Origin of the sequence: Streptomyces sp. MRC013 (assembly GCF_023614235.1) — a bacterium.
Classification (GTDB): domain Bacteria; phylum Actinomycetota; class Actinomycetes; order Streptomycetales; family Streptomycetaceae; genus Streptomyces.
In genome coordinates, this window is record NZ_CP094264.1 from 2,019,088 (window position 1) to 2,039,207 (window position 20,120).

The 20,120-nt window shown below is 73.2% G+C and carries 16 protein-coding genes; 8 read left to right on the top strand and 8 right to left on the bottom strand.

Annotation, left to right across the window (positions count from 1 at the left end; genetic code table 11):
• Nucleotides 1-165 precede the first annotated feature (165 nt).
• From LUW75_RS09090 to LUW75_RS09115, 6 genes are all read left to right on the top strand, one after another.
• Entirely contained in the window at nt 166-2,145 is a 1,980-nt protein-coding gene (locus LUW75_RS09090) for a 2-oxoacid:acceptor oxidoreductase subunit alpha (RefSeq protein WP_462933710.1), read from the top strand.
• Nucleotides 2,135-3,187 (top strand): 2-oxoacid:ferredoxin oxidoreductase subunit beta, encoded by a 1,053-nt coding sequence (locus LUW75_RS09095; protein WP_250335149.1) that lies wholly within the window; start codon nt 2,135-2,137, stop codon nt 3,185-3,187. Before LUW75_RS09090 ends, LUW75_RS09095 begins: the two co-directional genes overlap by 11 nt.
• 310 nt (nt 3,188-3,497) lie before the next feature.
• Nucleotides 3,498-4,487, top strand: coding sequence for an EamA family transporter RarD (rarD, locus tag LUW75_RS09100; protein WP_250335150.1), 990 nt, complete (start codon nt 3,498-3,500; stop codon nt 4,485-4,487).
• Between the two features lie 88 nt (nt 4,488-4,575).
• Nucleotides 4,576-5,076, top strand: coding sequence for a PLAT/LH2 domain-containing protein (locus LUW75_RS09105; protein WP_250335151.1), 501 nt, complete (start codon nt 4,576-4,578; stop codon nt 5,074-5,076).
• A 79-nt stretch (nt 5,077-5,155) separates the two neighbouring features.
• Nucleotides 5,156-5,677 carry a hypothetical protein gene (locus tag LUW75_RS09110; protein WP_250335152.1) on the top strand — a complete coding sequence of 174 codons (522 nt, stop codon included), beginning with the start codon at nt 5,156-5,158 and terminating at the stop codon, nt 5,675-5,677.
• A gap of 878 nt (nt 5,678-6,555) precedes the next feature.
• On the top strand, nt 6,556-7,896 hold the full coding sequence (locus LUW75_RS09115) for a M28 family metallopeptidase (protein ID WP_250335153.1): 1,341 nt from the start codon (nt 6,556-6,558) through the stop codon (nt 7,894-7,896).
• Between the two features lie 107 nt (nt 7,897-8,003).
• Here the strand turns inward: LUW75_RS09115 and LUW75_RS09120 are convergent, their stop codons facing one another.
• Both LUW75_RS09120 and LUW75_RS09125 read right to left on the bottom strand, forming a co-directional pair.
• On the bottom strand, nt 8,004-9,218 hold the full coding sequence (locus tag LUW75_RS09120) for a LolA family protein (protein WP_250335154.1): 1,215 nt from the start codon (nt 9,216-9,218) through the stop codon (nt 8,004-8,006).
• 154 nt (nt 9,219-9,372) lie between these two features.
• A complete protein-coding gene (locus LUW75_RS09125) occupies nt 9,373-10,383 on the bottom strand; it encodes a polyprenyl synthetase family protein (protein WP_250335155.1) in 1,011 nt (336 codons plus the stop codon).
• 654 nt (nt 10,384-11,037) lie between these two features.
• On the opposite strand from LUW75_RS09125, the gene fahA reads away from it, so the two are divergent.
• Together fahA and LUW75_RS09140 are read left to right on the top strand one after the other, a co-directional pair.
• Nucleotides 11,038-12,273, top strand: coding sequence for a fumarylacetoacetase (fahA, locus tag LUW75_RS09135; protein WP_250335156.1), 1,236 nt, complete (start codon nt 11,038-11,040; stop codon nt 12,271-12,273).
• 261 nt (nt 12,274-12,534) lie between these two features.
• Nucleotides 12,535-13,080, top strand: coding sequence for a hypothetical protein (locus tag LUW75_RS09140; protein ID WP_250335157.1), 546 nt, complete (start codon nt 12,535-12,537; stop codon nt 13,078-13,080).
• Between the two features lie 137 nt (nt 13,081-13,217).
• On the opposite strand, the gene nuoN is transcribed toward LUW75_RS09140, so the two are convergent.
• From nuoN to nuoI, 6 genes are read right to left on the bottom strand one after another with little or no spacing between them, the layout of a single operon-like run.
• Complete coding sequence (nuoN, locus tag LUW75_RS09145) at nt 13,218-14,867, bottom strand: NADH-quinone oxidoreductase subunit NuoN (protein WP_250335158.1); 1,650 nt, start codon at nt 14,865-14,867, stop codon at nt 13,218-13,220.
• Nucleotides 14,864-16,465, bottom strand: coding sequence for an NADH-quinone oxidoreductase subunit M (locus tag LUW75_RS09150; RefSeq protein WP_250337605.1), 1,602 nt, complete (start codon nt 16,463-16,465; stop codon nt 14,864-14,866). The genes nuoN and LUW75_RS09150 overlap by 4 nt, the downstream gene beginning before the upstream one ends.
• Nucleotides 16,466-16,470: 5 nt before the next feature.
• The gene (gene nuoL, locus LUW75_RS09155; RefSeq protein ID WP_250335159.1) at nt 16,471-18,411 is read right to left on the bottom strand and encodes an NADH-quinone oxidoreductase subunit L; all 1,941 of its coding nucleotides are present in this window, start codon (nt 18,409-18,411) and stop codon (nt 16,471-16,473) included.
• Between the two features lie 14 nt (nt 18,412-18,425).
• Entirely contained in the window at nt 18,426-18,725 is a 300-nt protein-coding gene (gene nuoK, locus LUW75_RS09160) for an NADH-quinone oxidoreductase subunit NuoK (RefSeq protein ID WP_250335160.1), read from the bottom strand.
• On the bottom strand, nt 18,722-19,549 hold the full coding sequence (locus tag LUW75_RS09165) for an NADH-quinone oxidoreductase subunit J (protein WP_250335161.1): 828 nt from the start codon (nt 19,547-19,549) through the stop codon (nt 18,722-18,724). Before LUW75_RS09165 ends, nuoK begins: the two co-directional genes overlap by 4 nt.
• A complete protein-coding gene (gene nuoI / locus LUW75_RS09170) occupies nt 19,546-20,115 on the bottom strand; it encodes an NADH-quinone oxidoreductase subunit NuoI (protein WP_250335162.1) in 570 nt (189 codons plus the stop codon). Before nuoI ends, LUW75_RS09165 begins: the two co-directional genes overlap by 4 nt.
• Nucleotides 20,116-20,120: the final 5 nt, after the last annotated feature.

The window sequence follows — 20,120 nt, forward strand, 5'->3', positions numbered from 1 at the left end:
GAAGAACGTACGTCTCAGGAGAACGTCCACTATTCGAACTGTTCAAGGAAGGGAACCCTTACCGACGTAGGGTGGGCCTTGGGGGTGGCCGGTCGGTCCGGCCGTCCTCCGAGCGTTCTCCCGCCGACGGCGGGGAGACCCCTTGTCTCAGGGAGGTCCAGTTCAGTGACCAGCCAGGTCAGCAGCCCGGCCGAGCAGACGGGTGAGACGGCGCGCGAGGCCCCGGTGGCCGCCGGGGAACAGCGCGCCGGGGAGGCGCCGGGCACTCCGGTGCAGCGCGTCCCCGCGAAGGAGATCCGCCGCCTGGACCGCGTGGTCATCCGCTTCGCGGGCGACTCGGGCGACGGCATGCAGCTCACGGGCGACCGGTTCACGTCGGAGACGGCGACGTTCGGCAACGACCTGTCGACGCTGCCGAACTTCCCCGCCGAGATCCGGGCGCCCGCCGGGACGCTGCCGGGCGTCTCGTCCTTCCAGCTGCACTTCGCGGACCACGACATCCTCACGCCCGGCGACGCGCCGAACGTGCTGGTCGCGATGAACCCGGCCGCGCTGAAGGCGAACATCGCGGACGTTCCGCGCGGCGGCGAGGTCATCGTCAACACGGACGAGTTCGCCAAGCGGGCCATGGCGAAGGTCGGCTACGCGACCTCGCCGCTGGAGGACGGGTCGCTGGACGGCTACCGCGTCCACCCCGTGCCGTTGACGACCCTCACGATCGAGGCGTTGAAGGACTTCGGCCTGTCCCGCAAGGAGGCCGAGCGGTCGAAGAACATGTTCGCGCTGGGCCTGCTGTCGTGGATGTACCACCGGCCGACGGAGGGCACCGAGCAGTTCCTGCGGAAGAAGTTCGCGAAGAAGCCGGAGATCGCGGAGGCGAACGTCGCCGCGTTCCGCGCGGGCTGGAACTTCGGCGAGACGACGGAGGACTTCGCCGTCTCGTACGAGGTCGCCCCCGCCACCTCGGCGTTCCCCGCGGGCACGTACCGGAACATCTCCGGGAACCTGGCCCTGTCGTACGGGCTGATCGCGGCCGCGCACCGGGCGGACCTGCCGCTGTTCCTCGGGTCGTACCCGATCACGCCGGCCTCGGACATCCTGCACGAGCTGAGCCGGCACAAGAACTTCGGCGTGCGGACCTTCCAGGCGGAGGACGAGATCGCCGGCATCGGCGCGGCGCTGGGCGCGGCGTTCGGCGGTTCGCTGGCGGTGACGACCACCTCCGGGCCGGGTGTGGCGCTGAAGTCCGAGACGATCGGCCTGGCCGTGTCGCTGGAGCTGCCGCTGCTGATCGTCGACATCCAGCGCGGCGGCCCCTCCACGGGCCTGCCGACCAAGACCGAGCAGGCGGACCTGCTCCAGGCGATGTACGGGCGCAACGGCGAGGCCCCGGTGCCGGTGGTGGCGCCGCGCACCCCGGCGGACTGCTTCGACGCCGCCCTGGAGGCCGCGCGGATCGCCCTCGCGTACCGGACGCCGGTGTTCCTGCTGTCCGACGGGTACCTGGCGAACGGCTCCGAGCCGTGGCGCGTCCCGGACCCGGAGGACCTCCCCGACCCGGGCGTCACCTTCACGACGGGTCCGAACCACACCCTGGACGACGGGACCGCGGTCTTCTGGCCGTACAAGCGCGACCCGGAGACCCTGGCGCGGCCCTGGGCGCTGCCCGGCACGCCCGGCCTGGAACACCGGATCGGCGGCATCGAGAAGCAGGACGGCACGGGCAACATCTCGTACGACCCGGCCAACCACGACTTCATGGTCCGCACCCGCCAGGCCAAGGTCGACGGGATCGCCGTCCCGGAGCTGGAGGTGGACGACCCGGACGGCGCCGCGCGGACGCTGGTGCTCGGCTGGGGCTCCACCTACGGGCCGATCACCGCCGCCGTACGCCGGCTGCGCGCGGGCGGCGCCCCGATCGCACAGGCGCACCTGCGGCACCTCAACCCCTTCCCGGCCAACCTCGGCGAGGTCCTGGAGCGGTACGAGACCGTCGTCGTCCCCGAGATGAACCTCGGGCAGCTCGCCACGCTCATCCGCGCGAAGTACCTGGTCGACGCGCGCAGCCATACACAGGTCAACGGCATGCCGTTCAGGGCCGAGCGGCTCGCCGAGGCCCTCAAGGAGGCCATCGATGCCCAGTGAAGCCCTGACCCTGGTGCCCAAGGCCGAGGGCACGCAGTCCATGAAGGACTTCAAGTCCGACCAGGAGGTCCGCTGGTGCCCGGGCTGCGGCGACTACGCGATCCTCGCCGCCGTGCAGGGCTTCATGCCCGAGCTGGGGCTGGCGAGGGAGAACATCGTCTTCGTCTCCGGGATCGGCTGCTCCTCGCGCTTCCCGTACTACATGAACACCTACGGGATGCACTCCATCCACGGCCGCGCCCCCGCCATCGCCACGGGCCTGTCCACCTCGCGCCGCGACCTGTCGGTCTGGGTCGTCACCGGCGACGGCGACGCGCTGTCCATCGGCGGCAACCACCTGATCCACGCGCTGCGGCGGAACGTCAACCTCAAGATCCTGCTGTTCAACAACCGGATCTACGGCCTGACCAAGGGCCAGTACTCGCCCACCTCCGAGGTCGGCAAGATCACCAAGTCCACGCCGATGGGCTCGCTGGACGCGCCGTTCAACCCGGTCTCGCTGGCGCTGGGCGCGGAGGCCACCTTCGTCGCCCGGACAGTCGACTCCGACCGCAGGCACCTCACCGAAGTCCTGCGGCAGGCCGCCGACCACCCCGGCACGGCCCTGGTGGAGATCTACCAGAACTGCAACATCTTCAACGACGGCGCCTTCGACGCGCTGAAGGACAAGGAGCGGGCCCAGGACGCGGTGATCCGCCTGGAGCACGGGCAGCCGGTCCGCTTCGGCCCGGACGGGTCGAAGGGCGTCGTCCGCGATCCGGCGACGGGCGACCTGGAGGTCGTCGCCGTCACTCCGGAGAACGAGGCGCGGGTACTGGTCCACGACGCCCACGCCGCGTCGCCGACCACGGCCTTCGCGCTCTCGCGGCTGGCCGACCCGGACACCCTGCACCACACGCCGATCGGGGTCCTCCGCAGCGTCCGGCGGCCGGTGTACGACGCGCTCATGGCCGACCAGATCGACGCCGCCGTCGAACGGCGCGGCAAGGGCGACCTGTCCGCCCTGCTCGCCGGCAACGACACCTGGACGGTCGTCGGCTGACGCCGTCCGGGCCGTCCACGGGCCCGGCCCCGGATCCCGCGCGGGTCCGGGGCCGGGCCTTCGCGTACGACCGGCCCCGCTCCGCGGCCCCCCGGCCGGCGGGCGCCCCGGTCCGGGCGCGGCCGCCTCCGGCGGTGCCGCCCGCCGGGACCGGTGACGGCCGCGCCCGGACCGCCCGGCACGGCTCCGTGTGGGACATGTCATGACCGTATGGCGATACGGACATGGCACGCCGCCTCGTGCGGCGTTACCGTCGGGCGGACGGAAAGGCACGGGACGGTGGCGTCCCGGACAGGGAACGGAGCGGCGGGTGGCGGCCAGGAACGGCGGCGGGGGCGGTCGGAGGACGGGGCTCCTCTACGGGGTCGGGGCGTACGGCATCTGGGGGCTCTTCCCCCTGTACTGGCCCCTGCTCGAACCGGCGGGCGCGGTGGAGATACTCGCCCACCGCATGGCCTGGTCGCTGGTGGCCGTGGCGCTCGCGCTGCTGGTCATGCGGCGCTGGGCGTGGATACCCGCGCTGCTGCGGCAGCCGGGGAAGCTGGCGCTCATCACGGGCGCGGCGGTGGTGATCGCCCTGAACTGGGGTCTCTACATCTGGGCCGTCAACGCCGGCCACGTCGTCGAGTCGTCCCTCGGGTACTTCATCAACCCGCTGGTCACCATAGCCATGGGCGTCGTCCTGCTGAAGGAGCGGCTGCGGCCGACGCAGTGGGTGGCGGTCGGCGTCGCCTTCGCGGCGGTGGTCGTGCTGGCCGTCGGGTACGGCAGGCCGCCGTGGATCTCGCTGGCGCTGGCGTTCTCCTTCGCGACGTACGGGCTGGTGAAGAAGAAGGTCAACCTGGGCGGCCTGGAGTCGCTGGGCGCCGAGACGGCGGTCCTCTTCCTGCCGGCCGTCGGGTACCTCGTGTGGCTGGGCGCCCGGGGGTCCGCCACGTTCGGCACGGCGGGGGCGGGGCACATGGCGCTGCTCGCCTCGTCGGGGCTGGTCACGGCGGTGCCGCTGGTGTGCTTCGGCGCGGCGGCGATCCGCGTGCCGCTGTCGACGCTGGGGCTGCTGCAGTACCTGGCGCCCGTCTTCCAGTTCCTGATGGGGGTGCTGTACTTCCGGGAGGCCATGCCGCCGGAGCGGTGGGCCGGTTTCGCGCTGGTGTGGCTGGCGCTGGCGCTGCTCACCTGGGACGCCCTGCGCGGGGTGCGGCGCGCGCGCGTGCGGGCCGCGCGGCCGGCGGCCGGGCCCGCCGTCCAGGCCCCGGCGGAGGACCGGGAGGACCTGGTGAAGGGCCTCGGGGCCCGTTAATCCGCCGTTAGCGGGAGAACAGCGGTTCCTCCTAGCGTCCTTCGTGCACCAGGAGTGCACGACATGACCGCGATGGAGAGGAACCGAAATGAAGGCCCGTTTTGCGACCGCAGCCGCCTCGACGCTGCTCCTGACGGCCGCGCTGGTGTCACCGGCGGCGGCCGGTACCCGGCCCGCCGCCGTCGACGCGCCGACGGCGGCCGCCTGCGCCGGGACCTTGTGGAAGGTCGGTGTCCAGACCTCGGACCTGGGCACGGACCGCTACGTCTACCTGGACTTCTTCCGCAAGGCCAACGGCTACAGCTGGGAGAAGATGGTCGAGCTCGACAACCCGGGCGACACGTTCCAGGAGGACGCCTACGACACCTTCGTGCTGTGCGAGGACAGCGGGCTGGTCCCGTGGAAGTCGAACTACAGCGTCGTCCTGCGCCACGCCGGTTACGGCAAGTCCGACTGGTGGACCGTCAGGTCCGTGGACGTCCAGAACCTCACCACCGGTGAGGAGCAGTGGCACTACCAGTGCGAGGACAAGGTCCTCGGCAAGGAGTCGCAGGGATTCGAGCCGGTGGAATGCGCATGGGTCTCCTAGGCAGCTTCCGCCGGCCGACCGGCGCCGGCGTCACGATCACCGCTCGCACAGCCACCCCTCCTCCGGAAGAAGAGTCCCGATGAAGTACCGCGCCGCCGTCACGTCCGCCGCGCTCACCGCCTCCCTGCTCTCCCTCACCGCGTCCCCCGCCGCCGCCGACGCGCCGCGCGCGGAGGGGACCGGCACGGCCGCCGCCGCGGCCTCCTGCGGCGGCACCGTGTGGAAGGTGGGGGTGAAGACCAGGAACTTCCCCTTCATGGGTACCGACAACACCGTCTACATCGACGTCTACGACAAGGCCGCGGGGTACAAGCTCAAGCGGATGATGGAACTCGACTCGTCGGGCGACGACTTCGAGGAAGGCGCCTACGGCACGTACTACCTCTGCCAGGAGAACGGCCTCGTCCCCTGGAACAACCGGTACAACGTGGTCATCACCGCCTACGGCTCCGTCGAGGGGGGCGACCAGTGGGGGCTGGAGTCCGCCGACGTCACCAACGTCACCCGCGGAGAGGGGCCGTGGCACTACGACTGCGGCGGTGAGATCCTCAATCCGGGTCACGGGGAGTTCTTCTCGGCCGAGTGCAAGTGGGTGAGCTGACCTCCGGGTCCCCCGCCGACGGGACGCGGTGACCGGTACGGACCGCCCGGCCCCCGGCACTCCCCACCCGGCCACCGCGGCCGGTGTCCGCCACGAGCGTGCCGGGGCCCGGGCGGTCGGGGGGTCCGGGCGGTCGGGGGTCCGGGCGGTCGGGGGTCCGCGCCCCTCGGCGGGGACGTCGGTTCCCCGCACCTCCGTTCCCCCGCGGTGTCTCCGCTGCCCGGGGCCGTCCACCGTGCCGGGAGGCGGCGGGAGCCGGCGCGCGTCCGGTGGACGTCGTGGGGCCGGCCCCGGACGGTCAGACGCGGGCGGCGTCCCGTGCGGGCCGCGCGGCGACCACGGGTGGACGCGGACGGGCGCGGGACGGGCCGGTGGGCGCGGGACGGGCGCGGGACGGGCCGGTGGGCGCGGGACGGGCGCGGGACGGGCCGGTGGGCGCGGGACGGGCGCGGGACGGGCCGGTGGGCGCGGGACGGGCGCGGGACGGGCCGGTGGGCGCGGGACGGGCGCGGGACGGGGTGCCCGAGGGTGCGTCCCGCCGCTGGAAACGGATCGCGGGACCTCGGCCTCGCGTTCCGCGCGGACCCCGGCCTGCGAGGAGCACCGGGGGACGGCCGTTTCCGCGTGGGGAGGTCGCCCGCTCCCCGGATTACCACCGTTATGTCCCGCATGCGGCGGTCATCGAGCAGGATCGGCCCTTGACGTACGGCTGAATTGTCGCTGTACATTCAACCCGCACGACCGGACGCCGACCGGAACCGGAAGGCCGGGCGCACCGGTCGCGCACCACAACTCCAGCGCCCCGCGGCACCACCGCCGCGGGGCGTCCCGCACGCTCCGCCACCCATCCCATCCCCACACGGAATCCGGAGCCCCCCATGGCACCCTTCGCGTCCTCCACCCCCAGACGCACCGCCGCGGCCGCCGCCCTCGCCCTCGCGGGCCTGCTCGCCACGGCGGCCCCCGCCGCCACCGCCGCCCCCGCCGCGGCCCGCACGTCGTCCGTCGGCACGGCCGCCGCGCCGGACATCTCGCTGACCGCCGTCAAGGGGCACCTCACCCAGCTCCAGTCGATCGCCACCGCCAACGGCGGCAACCGCGCCCACGGCCGCCCCGGCTACAAGGCGTCCATCGACTACGTGAAGGGCAAGCTCGACGCCGCCGGTTTCACCACCACCGTCCAGCCGTTCACGTACAACGGCGCCACCGGCTACAACCTGATCGCCGACTGGCCGGGCGGCGACACCAACCAGGTCCTCATGGCCGGCTCCCACCTGGACTCCGTCACCTCCGGCCCCGGCATCAACGACAACGGCTCCGGCTCCGCCGCCGTCCTGGAGACCGCGCTCGCCGTCTCCCGCGCCGGGTACCGGCCCACCAAGCACCTGCGGTTCGCCTGGTGGGGCGCCGAGGAGCTGGGCATCATCGGCTCGAAGCACTACGTGGCGAACCTGCCGTCCACCGAGCGCGCCAAGCTCAGCGGCTACATGAACTTCGACATGCTCGGCTCGCCCAACGCGGGCTACTTCGTCTACGACGACGACCCGGTCATCGAGAAGACCTTCAAGGACTACTTCGCGGGCATCGGCGTCCCCACGGAGATCGAGACCGAGGGCGACGGGCGTTCCGACCACGCCCCCTTCATGAACGCCGGCGTCCCGGTCGGCGGGCTGTTCACCGGCGCCAGCCGGGCGAAGACCAGCGCGCAGGCGCAGAAGTGGGGCGGTACGGCCGGACAGGCCTTCGACCGCTGCTACCACTCGTCCTGCGACACGACGTCCAACATCAACGACACGGCGCTGAACCGCAACAGCGACGCCCTCGCGCACGCCGTGTGGACCCTGTCCGCCGGGACGACCGAGCCGCCGACCGGCGGCACGTACCAGAACACCGCCGACGTGGCGATCCCGGACGGCGGCACCGCCGTCACCTCCTCCGTCACCGTCGGCGACCGCACCGGCAACGCCCCCGCCGCCCTGAAGGTCGGCGTCGACATCGTCCACACCTACCGCGGGGACCTCGTCGTCGACCTCGTCGCCCCGGACGGCACCGCGTACCGGCTGAAGAACTCCAGCAGCGGCGACTCGGCCGACAACGTCCGCGAGACGTACACCGTCGACGCGTCGAGCGAGACCGCCAACGGCGTCTGGAAGCTGCGGGTCCAGGACGTGGCGCGGTACGACACCGGCTACGTCAACAGCTTCTCGCTGACCTTCTGAGCCGCCGGCCCCGGACCGGGACGGGCGGCCCGCCGCCCCCTCCCGCGGACGGGGTGCGCACCGGGCCCACCGCCACGACGGCGGTGGGCCCGGTGCCGTACGGGCGGCTACTTCGCGGCGTCGTTCGCCGCGGCGACCAGCGCCTGCTGCGTCACCGCACCGACGTACACCCGGCCGTCGTCCGTCATCAGGGCGTTGACCAGGCGGGTCTTGAAGACCATGCCGGAGCCGAACTCGCCGCCGACCCGCGTGCCCAGCCCGTCCAGGAACTCCGCGGCCCCCTCGGGCAGCGCCCCCGACCCGGCACCCGCCTCCGGCGCGCCGGCCGGGGCGCCGCCCGGTCCGGCCAGCTCGACGACCGTGGTCCAGCCCTCGCCGATGACGTTCGGGCCCGATCCGCCCTTCCCGGGCTCCAGGCCCTCCAGCCCCTTCCGGAGCGCCCCGCCGTCCTTCTCCCGCGCCCCGGCGGCCGGGCCGTTCCCCTCGACGACCTCGGCGCCCTCCGGCGGCGTGAACCGGAACGCCGACGCGTCCGGCTTCCCGAAGTCGACCTCGGTGAAGCCGACGTCGACCGCCGCCGCGCCGCCACCGCTCGGCGTGAGCGTGAACTTCAGCGGCACGCCCTTCTCCGCGTCGACCGCGACCTTCACCGAGCCGATCGTGGACCCGCTCTGCTCGGGCTTCACGACCAGCTGGTACGCGTCGCGCCCGGCGACCCGCGCCGTGCCGCCGACGGTGACCGACGTCGTCCCGTCGACCGCCGCCAGCATCCGGGCCGCGAGCTCCTTCGGCGTGACCGGAGGCCGGGCGGCCTCCCGGCCGTCCGCGCCGCCCGCGTCCAGGCCCTTCTCGTGGTGGACCTCGCCGGACCTGCTGTCGTACGCCCACGCCTCGTCGCCGTCGCGCACGAGGGTGTACTCGCCGTCGCCGTCCAGGACGGTCAGCCGCTGCCGGTCCGGGCCGTCCGCGGCGACCCTCAGCGTGTGCGTGCCGGACGCGAGCCGCATCAGCTGCTCGTCGGCGGACTTCGCCGCGGCCGGGTCCTCGCCCGTCAGGTCGCCGAGGCCGGCGATCGACGGCAGGCCGAGGTCCGTGGTGACCTTCACCGTGCCGGACAGCCGCTGGGCGTCCGCCGCCGCGATCCGCTCGACGAGCTCCTGCGCGGTGATCTCCGGCAGGTCCGGGTCGCCGGAGGCGGCGAGCGCCGGGACGAGCCCGATGGTCGCCGCCGCCACCCCCGCCACCGCGGCCGGGACCGCGTACCGGGCCACCGTCCGCCGCAGGGGCCGCGGGGTCTGTGCGTCGCTGTCGTTCGGTGCCATGTCTGCGCTACCTCCGTGGTCTGGTGTTCCCATTCCACCGGACCGGCGGCGCGAAGACGTCAGACCCGGGCAGCAACCCGGAGTACCTCTCTGGGATGACCCGGCGTCAGGGTCCTCCCCCACACGAGGCCGGGGCTCCGCACGGGCACCCGGTTCAGCCCGCCCGGTGCACCACGAGGTCGCACAGTTCGGCGAGCGCGGCCTTCGCGTACCCGTCCGGCAGCGGGGCCAGCATCGCCCGCGCCTCCCGCGCGTACCGCACCGTGTCGCGGCGGGCCAGCTCCAGCGCCGGGTGGACGCGCAGCCGGCGCAGCGCCTCGGCGTGCCGGGCGTCGTCCGCCAGGTCGCCCTCCAGGAGCTCGACCAGCTCCACGTCCTCGGCCCGGCCGTACCGCTCCGCCAGGGCGCGCAGGTGGAGGACCGGCAGGGTGGCGATGCCCTCGCGCAGGTCGGTGCCGGGCGTCTTGCCGGACTCGTGGGAGTCGGAGGCGATGTCCAGGACGTCGTCGGCCAGCTGGAACGCCACGCCCAGCCGCTCGCCGTACTGCGTCAGGATCTCCGTGAACCGCTCCCCCGCGCCCGCCATCATCGCGCCGAACCGGCCGGAGACGGCGACCAGGGAGCCGGTCTTGCCCGCGATGACGTCCAGGTAGTGCTCGACCGGGTCGCTCCCGTCGCGCGGGCCCGCGGTCTCCAGGATCTGGCCCGTGACCAGCCGCTCGAACGCCTCCGCCTGGATGCGCACCGCTTCGGGCCCGAGGTCCGCCAGGACGTGCGACGCGCGCGCGAAGAGGAAGTCGCCCGTGAGGACGGCGACCGAGTTGCCCCAGCGCGTGTTGGCGCTGTCCACGCCGCGCCGTACGAGCGCCTCGTCCATCACGTCGTCGTGGTACAGCGTGGCCAGGTGGGTGAGCTCGACCACCACGGCCGCGGGGACGATGCCGGGCGCGTGCGGGTCGCCGAACTGCGCGGCGAGTATCACCAGGAGCGGCCGGAACCGCTTGCCGCCCGCCCGCACCAGGTGCTGCGCCGCCTCCGTGATGAACGGCACGTCGCTCTTGGTGGCGTCGAGCAGCCCGGCCTCGACAGCCGCCAGTCCGTTCTGGACATCGGCTTCGAGAGCCTGGTCCCGCACGCTCAGCCCGAACGGCCCGACTGCGGTCACGAGGGGGTCTCCTGTCTGCGGACGATCACACGGATTGTCGACGTGTCGCTGGATTCGCTCACGTCAGCGTATCCGGTCCGGTTCCGATCACCGTGGGCACCTTCCCGCCACCCCCGGTCCGCCCGCGGCCGGCGTGCGCGGCCGGAAGCGCGCCCGTGGAGGGCCGCCGAGCGCCCCCGCGCCCCCGCCCCCTGGTCCCGCCGGGGGCGGCGGACCGCACCCGCGCCCCTCCTTCCCGCCTCCCCTTCGCCTCCTCGCCGCCCTCCTGCCGTCTCCTTGCCGTTCCCGTGCCGGTGCCCCGGCCGGACCCGCCCGGTCCGGTCCGGAGGCCCGTACGAACCGGGCGGCCCGTACGGGCCGGGCGGAGTGACGGCGGGCGGTGGCTGAGGCGGGGGCGGCGTGCGCGGGGCGGGTGGCGGCCCGGAGCGTCCGGTGCCGTCCCGGCGAGGCGCCCGGTGCCGCCCCGGCGGACGGGCCGCGGCGCGCCCCCCGGCCGGGGGAGGCGCGCCCCCCGGTCCGGTGCGCGCGCTCCCCGGGCCGGTGGGGCCGGCGCGCGGCCCGGGGTGACGAGGCCCTCCCCCACCGCGTCTGGGAGAAGCGTGCGCCCCGGCCGTAACGTGTCCCCTACACACGTGGAAAGCGAGGCAAGCACCGATGCCCGAGCAGCCCTCCCCGAGCCCGCTCGACCTGGCCGAAGGCGACCCCTTCGGCCCGCACAACCTCCCGTACGGAGTGTTCTCGACCGCCGCCGAACCCGGCCGCCGCAGGGTCGGCGTGCGGATCGGCGACCACGTCCTGGACGCCGGGGCCGCGGCGCACGCGCTCGGCTCGCCGTACGCCGGACTGCTCGCCCGGCCGTCCCTCAACCCGCTGATGGCCGCGGGCCGCAGGGTCTGGCGCGACGTGCGCCGGGCGCTGACGGCGTGGCTGACGTCGCCCGCGCACCGCTCGGACGTCGAGCCGCTGCTGCACCCGCTGGACGCGGTGGTGCTGCACCTGCCGTACGAGGTGGCCGACTACGTCGACTTCTACGCGAGCGAGCACCACGCGTCGAACGTGGGCCGCATCTTCCGCCCGGACGGCGAGCCGCTCACGCCCAACTGGAAGCACCTGCCGATCGGTTACCACGGCCGCTCCGGCACCGTCGTGGTCTCCGGCACCGACGTGGTGCGCCCCTCCGGGCAGCGCAAGACCCCGGCCGACCCGGCGCCGGTCTTCGGCCCGTCGACGAAGCTGGACATCGAGGCGGAGGTCGGCTTCGTCGTCGGCACGCCGTCGGAGCACGGCCGCCCGGTCGCGCTCGGCGACTTCCGGGAGCACGTCTTCGGCCTGACGCTCCTCAACGACTGGTCGGCGCGCGACGTCCAGGCGTGGGAGTACGTGCCGCTGGGCCCGTTCCTGGGCAAGTCGTTCGCCACGTCGGTGTCGGCGTGGGTGACGCCCCTGGAGGCCCTGGACGCGGCCCGGGTGGCCCCGCCGGCCCGCGACCTCCCGCTGCTGCCGTACCTGGACGACTCCGGCGAGGACGAGCCGGGCGGCTACGAGCTGCACATCACCGTGAAGATCAACGGCGAGGTCGTCGCCGAACCGCCGTTCTCCACCATGTACTGGACGGCCGCGCAGCAGCTGGCGCACATGACGGTCAACGGCGCGTCGCTGCGCACCGGCGACCTGTACGGCTCCGGCACCGTCAGCGGGCCCGAGGCGCACCAGCGCGGCTCCCTGCTGGAGCTGACGTGGAACGGGCGGGACCCGCTCGACCTGTCCACCGGGAAGCGGACGTTCCTGGAGGACGGCGACGAGGTCACGCTCACCGCCTGGGCGCCCGGCCCGGACGGCGTGAAGGTCGGCCTGGGCGAGGTCACCGGCCGGATCACGCCCGCCGCCTGACCCGCCGCGCCCCGGGGCCCGGCACCCGGCTCCGGGTGCCGGGCCCTCCGGCTTCCCCGCGGGGACGCCGTGGCGGCGCGCCGTCCCGGACGCGGCCGGTGCGCGGCGCCGCCGCGGCGGACGGCGCCTTCCGCCCTATGGCCGACTCCGGGTGCGGGCGGCGGCGGCACGGCACATGCTGCTGGGGGCGGGGCGGGGGGCCCGCCCGGACCCGCCGGGTGCCCGGAAGCACCCGCACCCCCGTCCCACGAGGAGTACCGCATGAAGCCGAGAGGGCCCCTGTCCGCCGCCGCCGTCGCCGCCCTGATCCCCCTGACGCTCCTGGCGGGCCCGGCACCCGCGGCGGCCGCCCCCGACGACGACGCCGCCGTGCTCGCCGACCTGATGACGGCGTACAGCGCGACGCAGAAGTACCACCGGGTCGAACGGGCCGTCGAGGACGGCTACCTGCCGCTGCGCGGCTGCATCGCCCGCGCCGGCGAGGGTGGCATGGGCTACCACTACGTCAACAAGGCGTACAACAACACCACCGACCCGGCGAAGCCCGCCGCCCTGATGTACGAGAAGGCGGAGGACGGGACGCTGCGGCTGGTCGGCGTGGAGTGGTTCGTCGAGGACGCCGACCAGGACCTGACGACCGACGACGACCGGCCGACGATGTTCGGGCAGCCCTTCCTCGGGCCGTCCGCGGGAGTGGAGGAGGGCGTGAAGGCCCACTACGACCTGCACGTCTGGCTCCACAAGCCCAACCCCAAGGGGATGTTCCACGAGTGGAACCCCGACGTGCGCTGCGCCGCGGAGAACTGACCCGCACGGGCCGTTCCGCGGGGCCCTTGAGGACCGGGCCGCCCGGAGGGTGATCCCCGCGCGGACGGCCGGGCGGGGCGCGCCACCGCGCCCCGCCCGGCCGTCCGCGTGCGCCCCGGGCTCCTCCGGGGCCGCCGCTACCGGACGAACACCCCCGCCCGGTCCGCGAGGTCCAGGAAGTACTGCGGGGCGAGGCCCAGCACCAGCGTCACCGCGACGCCCACGCCGATCGCCGTCGTCGTCAGCGGCGACGGCACCGCGACGGTCGGGCCCTCCGGGTGCGGCTCGCTGAAGAACATCAGCACGATGACCCGGATGTAGAAGAACGCGGCGATCGCCGACGCGATGACGCCGACCACCACCAGTGCGCCCGCGCCGCCCTCGGCCGCCGCCTTGAACACGGCGAACTTGCCGGAGAAGCCGGAGGTCAGCGGGATGCCCGCGAAGGCCAGCAGGAACACCGCGAACACCGCCGCCACCAGGGGCGAGCGCCGTCCCAGCCCCGCCCACCTGGACAGGTGCGTGGCCTCGCCGCCCGCGTCCCGCACCAGCGTGACCACGGCGAACGCGCCGACGGTGACGAAGGAGTACGCCGCCAGGTAGAAGAGCGTGGACGAGACCCCGGACGGCGTCGCGGCGATGACGCCGGCGAGGATGAAGCCCGCGTGGGCGATCGACGAGTAGGCGAGGAGCCGCTTGATGTCGGTCTGCGTGATCGCGACGATCGCGCCGGCCAGCATCGTGACCACGGCGACGCCCCACATGACGGGCCGCCAGTCCCAGCGCAGGCCCGGCAGGACCACGTAGAGCAGGCGCAGCATCGCGCCGAACGCCGCGACCTTGGTCGCCGCCGCCATGAATCCGGTGACCGGGGTCGGGGCGCCCTGGTAGACGTCCGGCGTCCACATGTGGAACGGCACGGCGCCCACCTTGAACAGCAGGCCCGCCAGCACCATCGCGAAGCCGACGAGCAGCAGCACGTCGTCGCCCGTGGTCGCCGCGAGGGCCGGGGAGACCGTGCCGGCCGCGCCGTCCACGACGTCCGCGATCCGGGCGTACGAGACGGAGCCCGCGTAGCCGTACAGCAGGGCGACGCCGAACAGCAGGAACGCCGAGGCGAACGCCCCGAGCAGGAAGTACTTGACCGCGGCCTCCTGCGACATCAGCCGCTTGCGGCGGGCGACGGCGCACAGCAGGTACAGCGGCAGCGAGAGGACCTCCAGCGCGATGAAGAGCGTCAGCAGGTCGTTGGCGGCGGGGAAGACGAGCATGCCCGCGACGGCGAACAGCATCAGCGGGAACACCTCGGTGGTGGTGAACCCGGCCCTGACCGCGGCCTTCTCGTGGTCGCCGCCCGGTACGGCGGCGGCCTCGGCGGCGAACGAGTCGACGCGGTGGCCGTGACGGGCCGGGTCGAGCCGCCGCTCGGCGAAGGTGAACACCGCGACGAGCGAGGTCAGCAGGATCGTGCCCTGGAGGAACAGCGCCGGCCCGTCGACGGCGACGGCGCCCATCGCCGAGATCCGCGCCTTCGTCGTGCCGTGCCCGGTGAGGGCGAGGCCGACGACCGCGGCGAACGCGCAGGCGAGCGCCGCGCCGCTGAGGAACAGCTGCACGTGGTACCGGGCGCGGCGCGGGACGGCGGCCTCCACGAGGACGCCGAGGACCGCCGCGCCGACCACGATGAGGACCGGGGCCAGCTGGGCGTACTCGATCTCCGGGGCGGGGATCGCGCCGAGCGGTTCGGCGGCCGCCGTCCACGGGCCGTGGAAGTGCGTAGTGCTCACTTGGCCGCCTCCACATCGGGCCGGGGGTCCTTCTGCTGTACGTCGGACATGGTGTGCCGCACCGCCGGGTTGACGATGTCGGTGAGCGGCTTCGGGTAGACGCCGAGGAACAGGAGGAGCGCGATCAGCGGCGCGATCACGGCCAGCTCGCGCGGCCGCAGGTCGGGCATGGCCCGGACCTCCTCCTTCACCGGGCCGGTCATCGTCCGCTGGTACAGCACCAGCGTGTAGAGCGCGGCCAGGACGATGCCGGTGGTGGCGACGACGCCGGCGACCGGGTACCGGGCGAAGGTGCCGGCCAGGACCAGGAACTCGCTGACGAACGGCGCGAGCCCGGGCAGCGACAGCGTGGCCAGGCCGCCGACGAGGAAGGTGCCCGCCAGGACCGGGGCGACCTTCTGCACACCGCCGTAGTCCGCGATGAGGCGCGAGCCGCGCCGGGAGATCAGGAACCCGGCGACCAGCATCAGCGCGGCCGTCGAGATGCCGTGGTTGACCATGTAGAGCGTGGCGCCGCTCTGGCCCTGGCTGGTCATCGCGAAGATGCCGAGGACGATGAAGCCGAAGTGGGAGATCGACGCGTAGGCGATCAGCCGCTTGACGTCCCGCTGGCCGACCGCGAGCAGCGCCCCGTAGACGATGCTGACCAGGGCCAGGACGATGATCACGGGCGTGGCCCACTTCGACGCCTCGGGGAACAGGCCGAGGCAGAAGCGGAGCATCGCGAAGGTGCCGACCTTGTCGACGACGGCCGTGATGAGCACCGCGACGGGCGCCGTGGACTCCCCCATCGCGTTGGGCAGCCAGGTGTGCAGCGGCCACAGCGGGGCCTTGACGGCGAACGCGAGGAAGAAGCCGAGGAACAGCAGCCGCTCGGTGCCGGTCGCCATGTCCAGCTCACCGCTCGCGCGGGCGGCGACGATGTCGGGGAGCGAGAAGTTCCCCGCGGCGACGTACAGCCCGATCACGGCGGCGAGCATGATGAGCCCGCCGGCCAGGTTGTAGAGGAGGAACTTCACCGCGGCGTACGACCGCTGGGCGGCCGCCCTGTCGTCGCCGCCCGCGTGGGCGCGGTCCCCGAAGCCGCCGATGAGGAAGTACATCGGGACGAGCATGGCCTCGAAGAGGATGTAGAAGAGGAAGACGTCGGTGGCCTCGAAGGAGAGGACCACCATCGCCTCGACCATGAGGATCAGGGCGAAGAAGCCCTGTGTGGGCCGCCACCGCCCGTCCACGCGGTCATCGGGGTGTCCCCTGCCCGAAGGGCGTGGGGAAGCGTCGGCGTCGTGCCACCCGGCGAGGATCACGAACGGCACCAGCAGGGCGGTGAGCGCGAGCAGCGCCGCGCCGATGCCGTCCACGCCGAGTTCGTACCGCACGCCGAAGTCCTCGATCCAGGCGTGCGACTCGGTGAGCTGGTAGCGGTCGCCGGCCGGGTCGAAGCGGACCAGGACGGCCGCGGCGAGGGCGAGCGTGCCGAGCGAGAACAGCAGGGCGGTCCACTTGGCGGCGGTGCGCCGTGCGGCGGGCACGGCGGCCGTGACGACGGCGCCGATCGCCGGGAGCGCCGCCGTGGCGGTCAGGAGGGGGAAGGACATCGCGGTCACACCGCCCTCATCAGCAGGGTCGCGGCGATCAGCACCGCAGCACCTCCGAACATCGAGACCGCGTAGGAGCGGGCGAAGCCGTTCTGCAGTTTGCGCATCCGGGCGGAGAGGCCGCCCATCGCCGCCGCCGTGCCGTTGACGACGCCGTCGACGAGGGAGTGGTCGACGTAGACCAGCGAGCGGGTGAGGTGTTCGCCGCCGCGCACCAGGACCACGTGGTTGAAGTCGTCCTGGAGCAGGTCGCGGCGGGCCGCCCGGGTGAGCAGCGAGCCGCGCGGCGCGACCGCGGGCACGGGCCTGCGGCCGTACTGGGCGTACGCGATGCCGGCGCCGGTCAGCAGGACGACGACCGTCGCCGCGGTGACGACGCCCGCGCCCACCGGCGGGTGGCCGTGCTCGAAGTCGGTGACGGGCTCCAGCCAGTTGACGAAGGCGCTGTTCAGGGAGAACAGGCCGCCCGCGAAGACCGACCCGAAGGCCAGCAGGATCATCGGGACCGTCATGGACCTCGGCGACTCGTGCGGGTGCGGCATCGCGCCGGGCGCCGCCTCCGCGCCGGGCTCCACGTCCGCCGTCCGCTCCGGGTCCGGGGCGGGCCGCCAGCGCTTCTCGCCGAAGAACGTCATGATCATCACCCGGGTCATGTAGTACGCGGTGAGCCCGGCGCCGAGCAGGGTGACCGCGCCGAGGATCCAGCCCTCGGTGCCGCCCTTGGCGAACGCCGCCTCGATGATCCGGTCCTTGGACCAGAAGCCCGACAGGCCGGGGAAGCCGATGATCGCCAGGTAGCCGAGGCCGAACGTGGCGAAGGTGATCGGCATGTGCTTGCGCAGTCCGCCGTACCGGCGCATGTCGACCTCGTCGTTCATGCCGTGCATGACCGACCCGGCGCCGAGGAACAGTCCGGCCTTGAAGAAGCCGTGGGTCACCAGGTGCATGATCGCGAAGGCGTAGCCGACCGGCCCGAGGCCGGCGGCGAGGATCATGTAGCCGATCTGGGACATCGTCGAACCGGCGAGGGCCTTCTTGATGTCGTCCTTCGCGCAACCGACGACCGCACCGAAGAGCAGCGTCACCGCGCCGACCACCACGACGGCGAGCTGCGCGTCCGGCGCCGCGTTGAAGACCGCGCCGGAGCGGGTGATCAGGTACACGCCCGCCGTCACCATCGTCGCCGCGTGGATGAGCGCCGACACCGGGGTGGGGCCCTCCATCGCGTCGCCGAGCCAGGACTGCAGCGGCACCTGCGCGGACTTGCCGCACGCGGCGAGCAGCAGCATCAGCCCGATCGCCGTCAGCACGCCCTCGGAGGCCCCGCCGGCCGAGGCGAGCACCGGCCCGAAGGCGAACGTCCCGAACGTGGTGAACATCAGCATGATCGCCACGGACAGGCCGATGTCGCCCACGCGGTTGACCAGGAACGCCTTCTTCGCGGCCGTCGCCGCGCTCGGCTTGTGCTGCCAGAAGCCGATCAGCAGGTACGAGGCGAGGCCCACGCCCTCCCAGCCGAAGTACAGCAGCAGGTAGTTGTCGGCGAGGACGAGCAGCAGCATCGCCGCGAGGAAGAGGTTCAGGTAGCCGAAGAAGCGGCGGCGGCGCTCGTCGTGCTCCATGTACCCGATGGAGTAGACGTGGATGAGCGTGCCGACGCCGGTGATGAGCAGGACGAACGTCATCGACAGCTGGTCCAGCTGGAAGGCGACGTCCGCCTGGAAGCCCTCGACCGGCACCCAGCTGAACAGCCGCTGGTGCAGGGCGCGGTCCTCGGCGCCCCTGCCCAGCATGTCGGCGAAGAGCACCGCGCCGACGACGAAGGAGGCGGCGGCCAGCAGGGTGCCGAGCCAGTGCCCGGCCCCGTCCAGGCGCCGGCCGCCGCACAGCAGGACGGCCGCTCCGAGCAGGGGCGCCGCGACGAGCAGCGCGATCAGGTTCTCCACGATTCAGCGACCCCTCACAACTTCATCAGGCTGGCGTCGTCGACCGAGGCCGAGTGGCGGGCACGGAACAGGGACACGATGATCGCGAGACCGACCACGACCTCCGCGGCGGCGACGACCATCGTGAAGAAGGCGATGACCTGGCCGTCCAGGTTGCCGTGCATGCGGGAGAAGGCGACCAGCGCCAGGTTGCAGGCGTTGAGCATCAGCTCCACGCACATGAACAAGACGATCGCGTTGCGCCTGATCAGGACCCCGGCCGCGCCGATGGTGAACAACAGGGCGGCGAGATACAGGTAGTTGACGGGATTCACTTGGCCGCCTCCTCTCCGTCCCGCCGGCGGCCCAGCCGCTCCTCGGCGCGCTGCTCCAGCGCCCGCAGGTCCTCCAGCGCCCGCGCCGACACGTCGCGGACCTGTCCGCGCGCCCGCAGCGTGCGGTTCACGGTCAGCTCGGACGGGGTGCCGTCCGGCAGCAGGCCGGGGACGTCCACGGCGTTGTGCCGGGCGTACACGCCGGGCGCCGGCAGCGGCGGGACCTGGGTGCCCTCGCGGACCCGCTGCTCCGCCAGCTCCCGCTGGGTGCGGGCCCGCTCGGTGCGCTCCCGGTGCGTCAGCACCATCGCGCCGACGGTGGCCGTGATGAGCAGCGCGCCCGTGATCTCGAAGGCGAAGACGTACCTGGTGAACAGCAGCTCCGCCAGGCCCTCGACGTTCCCCCCGGCGTTCGCCGTGCCGAGGCCTTCGAACGTGTCCAGCGAGGCCCGGCCGATGCCGGCGATCAGCAGGGTGCCGAAGCCGAGCCCGCACAGCAGGGCCAGCCAGCGCTGCCCCCTGATGGTCTCCTTCAGCGAGTCGGCGGCGGTCACGCCGACGAGCATCACCACGAAGAGGAACAGCATCATGATCGCGCCCGTGTAGACGACGACCTGCACGACACCGAGGAAGTACGCGCCGTTGGCGAGGTAGAAGACGGCCAGCACGACCATCGTCCCGGCCAGGCACAGCGCGCTGTGGACGGCCTTGCGCATCAGTACGGTGCACAGCGCGCCGATCACCGCGACCGTGCCGAGCACCCAGAACTGCACGGCCTCCCCGGTCGAGGTGGTGTACGCGGCGGCCAGCGTGTTCGCGCTCATGCCCCGACCACCCTCCCGGACGCGGGCTCGTTCCCGCCGAAGTCCGAGGCGGCCTCCTGCGGGGGCTGCTCGCCCCTGCTGACGGCGACCTGGCGGACCGTGCCGGGCGCGGCCTCGTGGATCAAGCCCCGGTAGTAGTCCTGCTCGTCCATCCCGGGGTGGATGGCGTGGGGCGTGTCGACCATGCCCTCCCGCAGGCCCGCCAGGAGCTGCTCCTTGGTGTAGATGAGGTTCTCGCGGGAGCCGTCGGCGAGCTCGAACTCGTTCGTCATCGTCAGCGCCCGCGTCGGGCACGCCTCGACGCACAGCCCGCACAGGATGCAGCGGGCGTAGTTGATCTGGTAGACGCGGCCGTACCGCTCGCCGGGCGAGTAGCGCTCCTCGTCGGTGTTGTCCGCGCCCTCCACGTAGATGGCGTCGGCGGGGCACGCCCAGGCGCACAGTTCGCAGCCGACGCACTTCTCCAGCCCGTCGGGGTGGCGGTTGAGCTGGTGCCTGCCGTGGAAGCGGGGCGCCGTCGTCTTCCGCTGCTCCGGGTACTGCTCCGTCAGCCGCTTCCTGAACATGGCCC

Excerpts from the sequence above, each read along its gene's own strand:
- LUW75_RS09120 (WP_250335154.1), bottom strand. The coding sequence starts at position 9,218 with ATGGCACCGAACGACAGCGACGCACAGACCCCGCGGCCCCTGCGGCGG.
- LUW75_RS09165 (WP_250335161.1), bottom strand. The coding sequence starts at position 19,549 with ATGAGCGCGAACACGCTGGCCGCCGCGTACACCACCTCGACCGGGGAG.
- LUW75_RS09105 (WP_250335151.1), top strand. The coding sequence starts at position 4,576 with ATGAAGGCCCGTTTTGCGACCGCAGCCGCCTCGACGCTGCTCCTGACG.
- nuoI (WP_250335162.1), bottom strand. The coding sequence starts at position 20,115 with ATGTTCAGGAAGCGGCTGACGGAGCAGTACCCGGAGCAGCGGAAGACG.
- LUW75_RS09150 (WP_250337605.1), bottom strand. The coding sequence starts at position 16,465 with ATGTCCTTCCCCCTCCTGACCGCCACGGCGGCGCTCCCGGCGATCGGC.
- LUW75_RS09110 (WP_250335152.1), top strand. The coding sequence starts at position 5,156 with ATGAAGTACCGCGCCGCCGTCACGTCCGCCGCGCTCACCGCCTCCCTG.
- LUW75_RS09115 (WP_250335153.1), top strand. The coding sequence starts at position 6,556 with ATGGCACCCTTCGCGTCCTCCACCCCCAGACGCACCGCCGCGGCCGCC.
- LUW75_RS09095 (WP_250335149.1), top strand. The coding sequence starts at position 2,135 with ATGCCCAGTGAAGCCCTGACCCTGGTGCCCAAGGCCGAGGGCACGCAG.
- fahA (WP_250335156.1), top strand. The coding sequence starts at position 11,038 with ATGCCCGAGCAGCCCTCCCCGAGCCCGCTCGACCTGGCCGAAGGCGAC.
- LUW75_RS09140 (WP_250335157.1), top strand. The coding sequence starts at position 12,535 with ATGAAGCCGAGAGGGCCCCTGTCCGCCGCCGCCGTCGCCGCCCTGATC.